This window comes from Leisingera sp. S132, from assembly GCF_025144465.1.
In the GTDB taxonomy this organism is placed as follows: Bacteria; Pseudomonadota; Alphaproteobacteria; order Rhodobacterales; family Rhodobacteraceae; genus Leisingera.
This window is the reverse complement of record NZ_CP083553.1, coordinates 2,848,263-2,861,157: the sequence shown is the minus strand read 5'-3', so window position 1 is coordinate 2,861,157 and position 12,895 is coordinate 2,848,263. Positions and strand designations below refer to the sequence as shown.

Genomic DNA, 12,895 nt, shown 5'->3' with positions numbered 1-12,895 from the left:
TGACAAAAAGGGGGTCGTCCAGGATATCCTGTCCGAGCAGGCCCCCGGCGGGGTCTGTCCAACTCCATCCGGCGGCGGCGCCCCCTTAACTGGGACACAGCGCAGAACCGAACGGAAAGACCGGAACAACAGAGACCCGCAGAAAAGAAAAAACCGCCCAGGCAGATGCGCCCCGGCGGCTCGAAGGCCTACGGCAGAGGCAGGCGTTTGGCTATGTTCGCGGCAGCAGCGCCGCGTCAGTCCACGATGGTGGCTTCGGTGGCTGCACGCAGCTCGTCTTCGCTGACGCCCTCGGCGCATTCCACGATTTTCAAGCCGCCCTCGACCACATCCAGCACGCCGAGGTTGGTGATGATGCGGTCGACCACGCCGCGGCCGGTCAGCGGCAGGGTGCATTCCTTCAGCACCTTGCTGTCGCCATGCTTGTTGGCGTGATCCATCACCACCACCACGCGGCCGACGCCGGCCACCAGGTCCATGGCGCCGCCCATGCCCTTGACCAGCTTGCCGGGGATCATCCAGTTCGCCAGGTCGCCGTTCTCGGCCACTTCCATCGCGCCCAGGATCGCCATCGCGATCTTGCCGCCGCGGATCATCGCAAACGATTGCGCGCTGTCGAAATAGGCGGTCTGCGGCAGTTCGGTGATGGTCTGCTTGCCGGCGTTGATCAGGTCGGCATCCTCTTCGCCCTCAATCGGGAAGGGGCCCATGCCCAGCATGCCGTTTTCCGACTGCAGGGTCACTTCCACACCCTCGGGGATGTAGTTGGAGACCAGCGTGGGGATGCCGATGCCAAGGTTCACATACCAGCCGTCCTGCAGTTCCTGCGCGGCGCGTGCCGCCATCTGATTGCGGTCCCAAGGCATTAGGCTTGCTCCTTCTTCTGACGGACGGTGCGCTGTTCGATGCGTTTCTCGTGGTCGCCCTTGATGATGCGGTGCACATAGATGCCGGGCAGGTGGATCGCATCCGGGTCCAGCGAGCCGGTGGGCACGATCTCTTCAACCTCGACCACGCAGACCTTGCCGCAGGTCGCGGCCGGCGCGTTAAAGTTGCGGGCGGTCTTGCGGAACACCAGGTTGCCGGTCTCATCCGCTTTCCAGGCCTTGATGATGGCGAGGTCGGCAAAGATGCCTTCCTCCATGATGTAGTCCTCCATCGCGCCGTCCGGCCCGGTGGGGAACTGCTTCTCCATCTTGCCCTCGGCAATCACGGTGCCAACGCCGGTCTTGGTGAAAAAGCCCGGGATGCCCGCGCCGCCGGCGCGCATGCGCTCCGCCAGGGTGCCCTGCGGGTTGAACTCCAGTTCCAGCTCGCCCGACAGGTACTGGCGCATGAACTCGGCGTTTTCCCCCACGTAGGAGGAGATCATCTTCTTCACCTGCCGGGTCTGCAGCAGGATGCCGATGCCAAAATCATCAACGCCCGCGTTGTTGGAGGCAAAGGTCAGGTCCTTGGTGCCCGCGTCCTTGATCGCCTGCAACAGCAGCTCGGGGATGCCGCAGAGGCCAAAGCCGCCCGCGGCGATGAACATGCCGTCGTGAAGCAGCCCGTCGAGCGCTTCAGCGGCGCTGGAATATACCTTTTTCATGGAGATCTCCCATTATGCCGGTTGCGCTGAGTTCTGGCGCCCGGGCGGTGCAGAGTCAATGAATACGGAGAGGGCTGCGTATTTCTACGGACCGGAGGGCGGTCCGCCTTGACCGGCGGCCCGCCAGTGCCCGGGGCTCAGCCGGGCAGGGCGTCTTCGGCGTATTGGGCCGCGAAGGCTGCGCTGGGCGGGATCGGGGTGATAACATCGATCAGCACGCCGTTCGGGTCCGCCGTGATGAAATGGCGCTGCCCGAAGTCCTCGTCCACAAGCGGTTTCAGTATCGGCAGGCCAGCGCCGGTTAGCCGGGTGTATTCAGCTGCGGCGTCCTCTACCTCGAAGTTCAGGATGACACCGGCACTGCTGCCGCGCCCGGCCTCTGGGATCGTGGGGTGCGAGTCATCCAGGATTGCCAGGTTCACCGCCGGGTCGGTGCAGGACTGCAGATGCACGTACCAGTCTGCCTCGAATGCCGGCCGGAAGCCAAAGTGGGTTTGGTAGAATGCGGCGGTGCCCGCGACGTCGCTTGTTTGCAGCACCGGGTAGTATTGAGTCACTTTCATCTTGCACCTCTTCTGAAAAGCATACAGGCTGTATGTACGTGGAAATAAACATACAGGCTGCATGTATGCAAGAGGGAAATGCCCCCGTCCCAAACACCGCACGCCGGGCCGCCATGCGCGAGCGGCTGATCGCTGCCGCCCGCACTCTGTTTTCGGAAAAGGGCTACGCCGAGACTTCAACGCCGGAAATCGTCAAGGCCGCGGAGGTCACACGCGGCGCGCTTTACCATCACTTTGATGGCAAGGAGGCGCTGTTCCGCGCTGTTGCCGAGGCCGAGGCCCAGGCGGTTACCAAGGCAATCGAGGCTGCGGCCAAGGTGCCGGGCGGGGAGGGGCTGGAGGCGGGCAGCCGGGCCTTCTTTGCCGCTATAGCCGCGCCGGGCCGCGCCCGCATACTGCTGGTGGACGGACCTGCCGTTTTAGGAGCTGCCGCGATGGACGAAATCGACGCCGGCGGGGGGCGCAATGCGCTGCGCGCGGGGCTTGCGGCTGCCGGCACGGGCTTGGAAGAAGGTGAGCTTGATGCGCTGGCGACGGTGATGTCGGCTGCCTTCGACAGGGCGGCGCTTGCCATTGCCGAAGGCGCTGCGACGGCGCCTTACGAGGCGGCGATGGCGGCACTGATGCGCGCCGCCATCGGACCGGGGACTTAGGTCGAGGCTTTCTTGGCGGCAGGTTTCTTCTTGGCTGCGGGCTTCTTCGCTGCCGCCTTTTTCTTGCCGCCCTTGGAGGATTTCTCGGCGATCAGCTGCACCGCCATCTCCATGGTCACGTCTTTGGGCTCCACGTCCTTGGGCAGGGTGGCGTTCACCTTCTCCCATTTGACATACGGCCCGTAGCGCCCGTCCATGATGTTGATGGCGCCGCCGCTTTCCGGGTGTTCGCCCAGCTCCTTCAGCGGCTTGGCGGCAGCCCGGCTGCCGCGGCGGCCCGGGTTGGCGCGTTTCTCTGCCAGCATCTCCACCGCCCGGTTCATGCCGATCTCAAAGACGTCCAGGGTCTCCTTGAGGTTCACGTAAACCGGCTTTTCCTCATCCGGCAGCTGATGCGCAATATACGGCCCGAACCGGCCCAGGTTGGACTGGATCGCGCCGCCGTCCGGGTGCTGGCCAATGTCGCGCGGCAGGGTCAAGAGGGTCAGCGCCTGCTCCAGGGTGATCTCATTCGGGCCCCAGCCGGGCAGGAAATCCTTGCCCTGTTTGGGCAGCGAGGAGCGTGGCGGCTTCTTGTTCTCGGGCGTCGCCTCACCGCGCTGCACATAAGGCCCGAAGCGGCCGGACTTCAGGTGGATCTCGTCACCGTCGTCCTCGCCCAGAATACGTTCGTAACCTTCTGCGCCTTCGCCGGAAATCGGCCGGGTGTAGTTGCACTCCGGATAGTTGCCGCAGCCGACAAACCCGCCGGTGCGCGAGGTCTTGAGGTGCAGCTGGCCCGCGCCGCACTTCGGGCAGGTGCGCGGATCGGTGCCGTCTTCGCGCGGCGGGTAGAGCTGCGGCGCCAGGGCGTCGTCCAGCACGTCCAGCACCTCGGTGATGCGCAGGTCGGAGGTTTCCGAAATGGCGGCGGAGAAATCGCGCCAGAACCGGCCCAGCAGATCCTTGTAGTTGCGGTCGCCGGCGCTCACGTCATCCAGTTCTTCCTCCAGGTTGGCGGTGAATTCGTAACCGACGTATTTGCGGAAGAAGTTCAGCAGGAAGATGGTAACGATCCGGCCCTTGTCCTCGGGGAACAGGCGGTTCTTTTCCTTGCGGACGTATTCGCGGTCCTGGATCGTGGTGATCACGGAGGCATAGGTCGAGGGGCGGCCGATGCCCAGCTCTTCCATCCGCTTGACCAGGGTCGCCTCGGTATAGCGCGGCGGCGGCTGGGTGTGGTGCTGCAGTGCCAGCACGGCGCCGTCATCGGACAGAACCGAGGCATCCTTGCCGGCCTTGTCCGCCTGCGCCGCCAAGGACGATGCGAATTTCAGCGCCTCGCCCTGCATGATCTGCGGCAGGCGCTTGTCGTCCTCATCCGCTACATCGTCGCGGCCTTCCTCGTAGACTCGCATGAAGCCGTCAAACAGCACCACCTGGCCGGTTGCGCGCAGCACGACCTGCTGGTCGGCGGAGCCGATATCGACGGTGGTGCGCTCCAGCCGGGCGCCTTCCATCTGGCAGGAGAGGGTCCGCTTCCAGATCAGGTCATAGAGCTTGCGCTGGTCGTCTTCGGTCAGCTTCAGCGAGGCGGCATCGCGGCCCATGTCGGTCGGGCGGATACACTCGTGCGCTTCCTGCGCGTTCTTCGCCTTGTTCTTGTAGATGCGCGGACTGGACGGCACGTAGTCCGCGCCATAGCGCTTGGCAATCTCGTCGCGTGCGGCCTGCACGGCTTCGGGTGCCATGTCGATGCCATCGGTCCGCATATAGGTGATGTAGCCCGCCTCATAGAGCCGCTGGGCGGCGCTCATGCATTGCTTGGCACCCATACCGAACTTGCGGCTGGCCTCCTGCTGCAGGGTCGAGGTCATGAAGGGCGCAGAGGGGTTGCGGGCCGCAGGCTTGGCCTCGACCGACAGCACCGACAGCTTGCGGGACGCCACCGCCTGCACCGCCATTTCGGCAGAGGTGGAGTTCTTGAGGCTGTATTTGTCGAGCTTGTCGCCGCCCATGACGGTCAGGCGCGCCTCGAATTCCTGGCCGCGCGGCGTGGCCAGATTGGCGCGCACCGACCAGTATTCCTGCGCGTTGAACGCCTCGATCTCCATCTCGCGTTCAACGATCAGCCGCAGGCAGACGGACTGCACCCGGCCCGCCGAGCGCGCGCCCGGCAGCTTGCGCCACAAGACCGGCGACAGGTTGAAGCCGACCAGATAGTCCAGCGCGCGCCGCGCCAGATAGGCCTCGACCAGCGGCATGTCGACCTGGCGGGGGTTCTTCATCGCCTCGGTCACCGCTTCCTTGGTGATCGCGTTGAAGGTTACCCGGCTGACGGCGGTGTCCTTCTTGATCGAGCGCCGCTTGGTCAACGCTTCCTGCAGGTGCCAGCTGATCGCCTCTCCCTCGCGGTCGGGGTCGGTGGCGAGAATCAGCGCATTGTCGTCTTTCAGCGCGTCGGCGATGGCCTTTACGTGCTTGCGGGAATCGTTGGCGACCTCCCAGGTCATGCCGAAGTCATTGTCGGTGTCGACCGATCCGTCCTTGGCGGGCAGGTCGCGCACATGCCCGTAAGACGCCAGAACCGTATAGTCGGGGCCAAGATATTTATTGATTGTTTTTGCTTTGGCCGGGGATTCGACAACTACTACTGGCATAAATTCTGATACCTCTTCGGACCGGTTTGCCGGGTTCTATGGCGGGGCAGGATGTGGGGCGCAAGGGGAGAATGTCAATCCGGGCTCAATGGACGCGGCGCAAGTGCAGCCTTTGCGGTCCTGCTGGGGCGGGTTGCAGCGGGGGGCGGTACCGGTGTCAGCGGCGCCGGCGGGCGGGGTCAATCCTTGTCCTCGGGGTAGGCCCGGGACAGCAGGCCGCCGGGGTCGCGGCAGATCGCCCCCTCCAGTTCCAGGTCGGTCAGGGCCGGTCCAAGGTCCTGCGGCGGCAGGGACAGGTCGCGGATCAGTTGCGTTTCGGATGTCGGCGAGGGGCCGAGGCTGCCGAGGATCTGCTGGTGCAGGGCGTGGGTCTCAGCCAGGCTGCGCCGCTGCGGCGGTGGCGGCGGCAGGGCGGCCAGCGCCTGCTGCAGGTCCTGCGGCGCGGCGGCCTGCACGGTCGGCATTTCCTGCGGCGGCAGGGCTTCCAGAACATCATTTGCGTCACGCACCAGCGTGGCGCCGTCCCGGATCAGCCGGTTGCAGCCGGAGCTGCGCGCATCAAACGGGTGGCCGGGCACCGCCAGCACCTCGCGGCCATAGTCCAGCGCATCCCGCGCGGTGATCAGGCTGCCGGATTTGGAGGCGGCCTCCACCACCACCAGCGCGCGCGACAGGGCGGCGATGATCCGGTTGCGCTTGGGGAAATCGCGGGCCTGCGGCGCAAGGCCCATTGGCTGTTCCGACAGCCGCAGCCCGGTTTCGCTGATCCGGGCGGCCAGGTCTGCGTTTTCCGCCGGGTAGATCACGTCAGCGCCGCCTGCCAGCACCGCGATCGTGCCGGTTTTCAAGGCTGCCTGATGGGCTGCGGTGTCGATACCGCGGGCCATGCCGGACACCACGATATATCCGGCCTCGCCCAGGGACTGGGCCATTGACCGGGCCATCCGCACCCCCAGGGAAGAGGCATTGCGCGCGCCCACCATGGAGATCCCCGGACGGTTCAGCACCGACAGGTCGCCGATGGCCCACAGCAGGGGCGGGGCATCTTTGAGGCCCCTGAGCAGGGCGGGATATTCGGGGTCCGAAAAGCACAAAAGCCGCGCTTTGGCGGCTTCTGCGGTCTTGAGTTCTGTGTCCACCGCCTTGGCAGAGCATGTTTCATACCCTTTGATGCCTGCGGAGCGCGCCACTTCGGGCAGCGCATCCAGCGCGTTCTGCGCCGAACCGTATTCTGCGAGCAGCCGGTGAAAGGTCACCGGGCCGACCCGTTTGGAGCGCAAAAGGCGAAGCCATGAATACCGGTTATCTTCCGTGGTGGGTGGGAGTGGGGGGTGAGTGGAAGAAAGTGTTTCTTCGGTCATCCGCAGCTCCGCCTGTTTGCAGGACAAGAATTAACCTTGTGGGGGTTAACAGGTGGTGAACACCCGGCAATTTTTTGGTAATGCCCTGAAAATTTTTGCTAAGTTGCGAAAACTGCTTAAGAAATTCACATTCAAGCAAAGGTTGTGCGGCGGCGCTTGCCGCGTCCGGGCCCGGCCGGCTGTGCAGCCGGGCCCCGGATTTTGCGGCAAGTACATGGTTTCGCCGGGAATTTACGCAGCAGACCCGCCGACTGTCAGCCCGCCCATCAGCACAGACGGCTGGCCGACGCCGACCGGCACCCATTGCCCGGCCTTGCCGCAGTTGCCCATGCCGGGGTCCAGCGCCATGTCGTTGCCGAGGCCGCGGATCTGCTTGAGCGCGGTGGCGCCGTCGCCGATCAGGGTTGCCCCCTTAACCGGTGCGCCGACCTTGCCGTCCTTCACCCGGTAGGCCTCGGTGCAGGAAAACACGAACTTGCCGTTGGTGATATCGACCTGGCCGCCGCCAAAGCCCACCGCCCAGATGCCGTCCCTGATGCCCGCCACCAGGTCGCCGGGATCGGCCTCGCCGCCCAGCATGTAGGTGTTGGTCATCCGCGGCATCGGCGCATGGGCATAGCTTTGCCGCCGCCCGTTGCCGGTGGGGGAGACCCCCATCAGCCGCGCGTTCTGGCGGTCCTGCATGAAGCCGACCAGCACGCCGTCCTCGATCAGCGTGGTCTTCTGGCTTGGGGTGCCCTCGTCATCCACGGTGATGGAGCCGCGCCGGTCCGGGATGGTGCCGTCATCCAGCACCGTGACGCCCTTGGCGGCGATCTGCTGGCCCATCAGCCCGGCAAAGGCCGAGGACCCCTTGCGGTTGAAATCGCCCTCCAGCCCGTGGCCGATTGCCTCGTGCAGCAGGATGCCGGGCCAGCCGGGGCCAAGCACCACATCCATCTCGCCAGCGGGGGCCGGGACCGCATCAAGGTTAACAAGCGCGATGCGCAGCGCCTCCTGCACCTGGGCCTGCCAATGCGCGGGATCGACCAGCCCGTCGAGGCCCAGCCGCCCGCCGCCGCCGGCGGAGCCGCTCTCGCGGCGGCCGTCCTTTTCGACGATGACGGAGACATTCAGGCGGGCCATCGGGCGGGTATCGCGCACCCGCACCCCGTCGGCGCGCAGGATCTCCACCTCCTGCAGGGAGGCGGCCAGCGAGGCAGACACCTGCACCACGCGTTTATCGAGGTTGCGGGCATAGTCGTCGATCTCGCGCAGCGTCTCCACCTTGACCGGGAAGGGCATGGCGCTGATCGGATCGGCGTCCGTATAAAGCTTTGTGTTGGTGGCCTGCGGCGCGTCCGAGTAGGTGCCGCCGCCCGCGCCGACCGCCAGTTTCGCGGTTTCCGCCGCCCGCCGCAGCGAGGCGATGGAGACATCGGTGGAATGGGCATACCCGGCGACATCGCCGTTCACCGCCCGCAGGCCGAAGCCTTCGGAGGCATCGTAGCTGGCACTGCGCAGGCGCCCGTCATCAAAGGAGAGCGCCTCCGACTTGCGGCGTTCGGCAAAAATCTCGCCGTCCTCGGCGCCGTTCAGGGCATCGCGCAGGGTGGCCAGGGCCTCATCCTCCGGAAGCGCGGTTTCGAAGGGTCGGAAGGATGGGTTTTCCATGGCACGGTCCTCAGATTTTTTGATCTAAATCAAGAAAGCGACGGTTTGACGCTTGGCTGCCTCTTTATCTGCACGTCCGAATATGGTTTTAAGCTGCATCAAAGACAACGGGGCAGGTGCGTTTTGCGGAATCATTGATTCCCGTGCATTTCGTGCTGCCGCAGGAACAATACGATCAACCGATCAGGACAGAACATGAAAAACGCTTTGATGCTTTCGGGCCTTTTCGCCGGCCTTTCGAGCCTTCCAGCAATGGCGCAAGAAGGCCTGAAAACCATTGGTAAGCCGGTGGACGGCGGCCTGAACTTCCAGCCGGCGGCGACCTCGCTGATGGAAGGGATCCACAAGCTGGACTGGATGATCCTGGTGATCATCACCGTAATCTGCGTGTTCGTGGCCGGTCTGCTGCTGTGGGCGATCCTGCGGTTCAACAAGCGCGCCAACCCGACCCCGGCAAACTTCAGCCACTACACCCCGATCGAGATCGCCTGGACCGTGATCCCGATCCTGGTGCTGGTGTTCATCGGCTCCTTCTCGCTGCCGCAGCTGTTTGCCCAGCAGGAAATCCCGGAAGGCGACATCAACATCAAGGTGACCGGCTACCAGTGGTACTGGGGTTATGAGTATTCCGACCACGAGTTCGGCTTTGAAAGCTTCATGCTGCCCAAGGACCAGCTGGCCGCAAACGGCTATGCCGAGGACGAGTATCTGCTGGCCACCGACACCGCCGTTGTGGTGCCGTCGGGCAAGACCATCGTGATGAACGTGACCGGCGCCGACGTGATCCACTCCTGGACCATCCCGGCCTTCGGCGTGAAGCAGGACGCGGTTCCCGGCCGTCTGGCCCAGCTGTGGTTCAAGGTCGACGAGGGCAAGGAAGGCATCTACTTCGGCCAGTGCTCCGAGCTGTGCGGCAAGGACCACGCCTATATGCCGATCACCGTCAAAGTGGTGACCCAAGCCGAATATGACGCCTGGCTGGAAGGCGCCAAGGAAGAATACGCGGGCATCCCGCAGGCCTATCAGGTCGCTTCCAACTGATCCCCTGGTTGCAGGGGCCCCGAGGGGGCGCCGTGCCGCACAGTGACAAGACCTGGGTGCGCAAGCTTGCGCACCCGTTGCCGCCAAAGGACCCAAGATGAGCGACGCAAGCATCAACGCAAGCCGGGCATATGAGGACGAGGCCAGCTTTGGCGATTATTTCGCCCTGCTGAAGCCTCGTGTCATGTCGCTGGTGGTGTTCACCGCTCTGGTCGGGCTGCTGGCCGCGCCGGTTTCCGTGCATCCGGTTGTCGGCTTCTGCGCGATCCTGTTCATCGCCATTGGCGGCGGTGCCTCCGGCGCGCTGAACATGTGGTGGGACGCGGATATCGACAAGGTGATGAAGCGCACCAAGTCGCGTCCGATCCCGGCCGGCAAGGTTGAGGCCGGCGAGGCGCTGGCGTTCGGCCTGGCGCTGTCGGGCCTGTCGGTGATCATGCTGGCGCTGGCCGCCAACGTCTTTGCCGGCGCGTTCCTGGCCTTCACCATTTTCTTTTACGTGGTGGTCTACACCATGTGGCTGAAGCGGGCGACGCCGCAGAACATCGTCATCGGCGGTGCCGCCGGGGCGTTCCCGCCGGTCATTGGCTGGATTGCTGCCACCGGCACCATGTCGGTTGAGCCCTGGCTGATGTTCCTGCTGACGTTTATGTGGACGCCGCCGCATTTCTGGGCGCTGGCGCTGTTCATGCGCTCTGACTATGACGACGCGGGGGTGCCGATGCTGACGGTGACCCATGGCCGCCGCTCCACGCGCGTCCACATTCTGGCCTATACCGTGCTGCTGGCCGTGCTGGCTGTTGGCACTGCGTTCTCCGGCATCGGCGGGCCGCTGTATCTGGCCGTGGCGCTGGTGCTGAACGCGCTGTTCCTGCATGGCGCCTGGAAGATCACCCGCCGCGACGAGGATGATTCCGAGGCCGACAATTTCAAGGTTGAGCGCAGTTTCTTCAAGCTGTCTCTGCTGTATCTGTTCCTGCATTTCGGCGCCATCCTGGCCGAGGCCCTGCTGAAGCCCTATGGCTTGGGAGGCTGGTAAGATGGCCCTGCGCAAGGAACATGAGATCCACAAGCGCCGGTCCGGCCTGAACAAGGGCGTCGGCATTCTGCTGGCGGCCTTCGTGGTGCTGATCATGGCGCTGACCATGGTCAAGGTGACCTCGGCCAGCTTCAAGTTTCCCGACGCACAGGGGGAGCAGAACTGATGGCGCTGCAGGGACCCAGGAAGACTGTTGTTCAGCTGGTCGGCGTCGTCGTCCTGATGGGCGGGCTGTCCTGGGCGTCGGTGCCGTTTTATGACTGGTTCTGCCGCGTCACCGGCTTTGGCGGCGTCACCGGCGTGGCCAGCGCGGGGTCGGATACGGTTCTGGACCAGACCATCAAGGTCCGCTTTGACGGCTCCAAGGAACGCGGCATGCCGTGGGAGTTCAAGCCGATGCAGCGCGAGATGGAGATCCGCCTGGGCGAAACCGGCCTGGCCTTTTACGAAGCTTACAACCCGACCGACCGGCCCGTGGCAGGGCAGGCGTCCTATAATGTGGCGCCTTATCAGGCCGGCGGGTTCTTTTCGAAAATCGACTGCTTCTGCTTTACCGAGCAGGTGCTTCAGCCGGGGGAGCGGGTGCAGATGCCCGTGACCTTCTATGTCGACCCGGAAATCATTGACGACCGGGACGCGAAATACGTGCATACGATCACGCTGTCGTACACGTTCCATGAAATCGATCTGCCCGAGGGCGTCGCCGCTCTCGACACCGGGGATAACACCGGGGCAGGTTCAACCACGAACTAGGCCGCTAGGTGAGGGACACTTAAATGGCGCACGCTAAAAATCACGATTATCACATTCTGCCGCCGTCGATCTGGCCGCTGGCTGCCGCTTTGGGCACCTTCGTCATGCTGGTCGGCGCAGTGTTCTGGATGAAGGGCATCACTGCCTGGCCGTTCTGGATCGGCTTCGTTGCCGTGCTCTACTCGGCCTATGCCTGGTGGGCGGAAGTTGTTGCCGAGAGCAAGGTCGGCGACCACACACCGGTCGTCCGCATCGGCCTGCGCTATGGCTTCATCCTGTTTGTGATGTCCGAGGTGATGTTCTTCTTCGCCTGGTTCTGGTCGTTCTTCAAACACGCCATGTACCCGATGGAGACCTATGTCGGCACTGAATATGTGGCGCCGGAGATCTATGCCGTCGACCCGTTCCACCTGCCGCTGATCAACACCCTGATCCTGCTGCTGTCCGGCTGTGCGGTGACATGGGCGCACCACGCGCTGGTGCACAACAACGACCGCAAGGCGCTGATCCAGGGCCTGGCCATCGGTATCGCCTTCGGCATCGCCTTCACCGCGCTGCAGGGCTATGAATATGCCCACCTGCTGCACGAAGGCTGGCAGTTCGGCGGCGACGAGTTCTACTCGAACTTCTTCATGGCAACCGGCTTCCACGGCTTCCACGTCGTCATCGGCACCATCTTCCTGACCGTCTGCCTGATCCGCGCGATGAAGGGCGATTTCACCCCCGAGCAGCACGTCGGTTTCGAGGCCGCCGCGTGGTACTGGCACTTCGTGGACGTTGTCTGGCTGTTCCTGTTCTTCGCCGTCTACATCTGGGGCACCTCTGGTTTGTAACGGTTACATGTTTGCGGTTGATTATCCGCAGGCATGAGGCCACACACGGGGCGCGCAAGGGACACCTTGCGCGCCCTGAACTTTGAAGCGGAGCAGCGATGATGCAGCGTGTCATCTTCCTGTTGATCATCGGCGGCGCGGGCCTGGCCATACTGATCGGCCTTGGCACCTGGCAGCTGCAGCGCAAGGCCTGGAAAGAAGACCTGCTTCAGACGATTGAAGCCAGCATCGCGGCTGCACCGGCGGCTTTGCCGCAGGTCCCGGTGAAAGAGCAAGACCGCTACCGGGCCGTTACCGTCGAAGGTGAAATCGAAGGCAATGCGCTGCATGTGTTCTGGGTCACCAAAGACGCCGAGACGGGGTACCGGGTCATTGCCCCGTTCGTGACCACCGATGGGCGGCGTGTCCTGTTGGACCGGGGCTTCATCCCTGCTGCTGAAAAGGCCGCACCTCTCACCATCGGGCAGGCCACGGTCACCGGCAATCTTCTCTGGCCGGATGAGGGCGACTGGACGACCCCCGCGCCGGAACCGGACACCAATATCCTCTATGCACGGGACGTTGCCTATATGGCAGAGCGCCTGAACACCGAACCCGTTCTGATTGTCGCCCGCAGCGCAGCGCCCGAGGCCGCGGTCACGCCGCAAGCCGTGACGGCTGCGGGCATCCCCAACAACCACTTGCAATATGCGATCACCTGGTTTTCGCTGGCCCTGATCTGGGGTGCGATGACCGTCTACTTCCTGCGGCGCAGCCGCCCCTGAACCCG

13 protein-coding genes are annotated in these 12,895 nt (G+C 64.1%); 7 read left to right on the top strand and 6 right to left on the bottom strand.

Features of this window, described 5'->3' with window-relative positions; translation table 11 throughout:
• Positions 1–236: 236 nt before the first annotated feature.
• The 3 genes from K3725_RS14220 to K3725_RS14210 form a co-directional block, all read right to left on the bottom strand.
• Positions 237–866: a 3-oxoacid CoA-transferase subunit B gene (locus K3725_RS14220; protein WP_260015957.1), complete on the bottom strand. Its 630-nt coding sequence runs from the start codon at positions 864–866 to the stop codon at positions 237–239.
• On the bottom strand, positions 866–1,591 hold the full coding sequence (locus K3725_RS14215) for a CoA transferase subunit A (RefSeq protein ID WP_260015956.1): 726 nt from the start codon (positions 1,589–1,591) through the stop codon (positions 866–868). Before K3725_RS14215 ends, K3725_RS14220 begins: the two co-directional genes overlap by 1 nt.
• A gap of 137 nt (positions 1,592–1,728) precedes the next feature.
• Positions 1,729–2,154: a VOC family protein gene (locus K3725_RS14210; protein ID WP_260015955.1), complete on the bottom strand. Its 426-nt coding sequence runs from the start codon at positions 2,152–2,154 to the stop codon at positions 1,729–1,731.
• 65 nt (positions 2,155–2,219) lie between these two features.
• On the opposite strand from K3725_RS14210, the gene K3725_RS14205 reads away from it, so the two are divergent.
• The gene (locus K3725_RS14205; RefSeq protein ID WP_260015954.1) at positions 2,220–2,807 is read left to right on the top strand and encodes a TetR/AcrR family transcriptional regulator; all 588 of its coding nucleotides are present in this window, start codon (positions 2,220–2,222) and stop codon (positions 2,805–2,807) included.
• On the opposite strand, the gene topA is transcribed toward K3725_RS14205, so the two are convergent.
• The 3 genes from topA to tldD form a co-directional block, all read right to left on the bottom strand.
• The gene (gene topA / locus K3725_RS14200; RefSeq protein WP_260015953.1) at positions 2,804–5,446 is read right to left on the bottom strand and encodes a type I DNA topoisomerase; all 2,643 of its coding nucleotides are present in this window, start codon (positions 5,444–5,446) and stop codon (positions 2,804–2,806) included. The genes K3725_RS14205 and topA overlap by 4 nt on opposite strands.
• Before the next feature lie 179 nt (positions 5,447–5,625).
• On the bottom strand, positions 5,626–6,807 hold the full coding sequence (gene dprA / locus K3725_RS14195; protein ID WP_260015952.1) for a DNA-processing protein DprA: 1,182 nt from the start codon (positions 6,805–6,807) through the stop codon (positions 5,626–5,628).
• 231 nt (positions 6,808–7,038) lie between these two features.
• The gene (tldD, locus tag K3725_RS14190; protein ID WP_260015951.1) at positions 7,039–8,460 is read right to left on the bottom strand and encodes a metalloprotease TldD; all 1,422 of its coding nucleotides are present in this window, start codon (positions 8,458–8,460) and stop codon (positions 7,039–7,041) included.
• A gap of 195 nt (positions 8,461–8,655) precedes the next feature.
• Between tldD and coxB the strand changes: the two genes are divergently transcribed.
• The 6 genes from coxB to K3725_RS14160 all read left to right on the top strand — a co-directional run bounded on the left by coxB (position 8,656) and on the right by K3725_RS14160 (position 12,890).
• Positions 8,656–9,501 (top strand): cytochrome c oxidase subunit II, encoded by an 846-nt coding sequence (gene coxB / locus K3725_RS14185; protein WP_260015950.1) that lies wholly within the window; start codon positions 8,656–8,658, stop codon positions 9,499–9,501.
• Positions 9,502–9,598: 97 nt separating this feature from the next.
• Entirely contained in the window at positions 9,599–10,540 is a 942-nt protein-coding gene (gene cyoE, locus K3725_RS14180) for a heme o synthase (RefSeq protein WP_260015949.1), read from the top strand.
• 1 nt (position 10,541) lies between these two features.
• On the top strand, positions 10,542–10,706 hold the full coding sequence (locus tag K3725_RS14175) for a cytochrome C oxidase assembly protein (protein ID WP_260015948.1): 165 nt from the start codon (positions 10,542–10,544) through the stop codon (positions 10,704–10,706).
• Positions 10,706–11,293 (top strand): cytochrome c oxidase assembly protein, encoded by a 588-nt coding sequence (locus tag K3725_RS14170; protein WP_260015947.1) that lies wholly within the window; start codon positions 10,706–10,708, stop codon positions 11,291–11,293. Before K3725_RS14175 ends, K3725_RS14170 begins: the two co-directional genes overlap by 1 nt.
• Before the next feature lie 23 nt (positions 11,294–11,316).
• Positions 11,317–12,126, top strand: a complete 810-nt coding sequence (locus tag K3725_RS14165; protein WP_260015946.1) for a cytochrome c oxidase subunit 3 — start codon at positions 11,317–11,319, stop codon at positions 12,124–12,126.
• A 101-nt stretch (positions 12,127–12,227) separates the two neighbouring features.
• Positions 12,228–12,890 (top strand): SURF1 family protein, encoded by a 663-nt coding sequence (locus K3725_RS14160; protein ID WP_260018617.1) that lies wholly within the window; start codon positions 12,228–12,230, stop codon positions 12,888–12,890.
• Positions 12,891–12,895: the final 5 nt, after the last annotated feature.

Bases quoted from the DNA above. Each gene is read 5' to 3' on its own strand.
- K3725_RS14215 (WP_260015956.1), bottom strand. From the start codon at position 1,591: ATGAAAAAGGTATATTCCAGCGCCGCTGAAGCGCTCGACGGGCTGCTT.
- K3725_RS14175 (WP_260015948.1), top strand. From the start codon at position 10,542: ATGGCCCTGCGCAAGGAACATGAGATCCACAAGCGCCGGTCCGGCCTG.
- coxB (WP_260015950.1), top strand. From the start codon at position 8,656: ATGAAAAACGCTTTGATGCTTTCGGGCCTTTTCGCCGGCCTTTCGAGC.
- tldD (WP_260015951.1), bottom strand. From the start codon at position 8,460: ATGGAAAACCCATCCTTCCGACCCTTCGAAACCGCGCTTCCGGAGGAT.
- K3725_RS14205 (WP_260015954.1), top strand. From the start codon at position 2,220: ATGCAAGAGGGAAATGCCCCCGTCCCAAACACCGCACGCCGGGCCGCC.
- K3725_RS14160 (WP_260018617.1), top strand. From the start codon at position 12,228: ATGCAGCGTGTCATCTTCCTGTTGATCATCGGCGGCGCGGGCCTGGCC.
- topA (WP_260015953.1), bottom strand. From the start codon at position 5,446: ATGCCAGTAGTAGTTGTCGAATCCCCGGCCAAAGCAAAAACAATCAAT.
- dprA (WP_260015952.1), bottom strand. From the start codon at position 6,807: ATGACCGAAGAAACACTTTCTTCCACTCACCCCCCACTCCCACCCACC.
- K3725_RS14170 (WP_260015947.1), top strand. From the start codon at position 10,706: ATGGCGCTGCAGGGACCCAGGAAGACTGTTGTTCAGCTGGTCGGCGTC.
- K3725_RS14165 (WP_260015946.1), top strand. From the start codon at position 11,317: ATGGCGCACGCTAAAAATCACGATTATCACATTCTGCCGCCGTCGATC.
- K3725_RS14210 (WP_260015955.1), bottom strand. From the start codon at position 2,154: ATGAAAGTGACTCAATACTACCCGGTGCTGCAAACAAGCGACGTCGCG.
- K3725_RS14220 (WP_260015957.1), bottom strand. From the start codon at position 866: ATGCCTTGGGACCGCAATCAGATGGCGGCACGCGCCGCGCAGGAACTG.
- cyoE (WP_260015949.1), top strand. From the start codon at position 9,599: ATGAGCGACGCAAGCATCAACGCAAGCCGGGCATATGAGGACGAGGCC.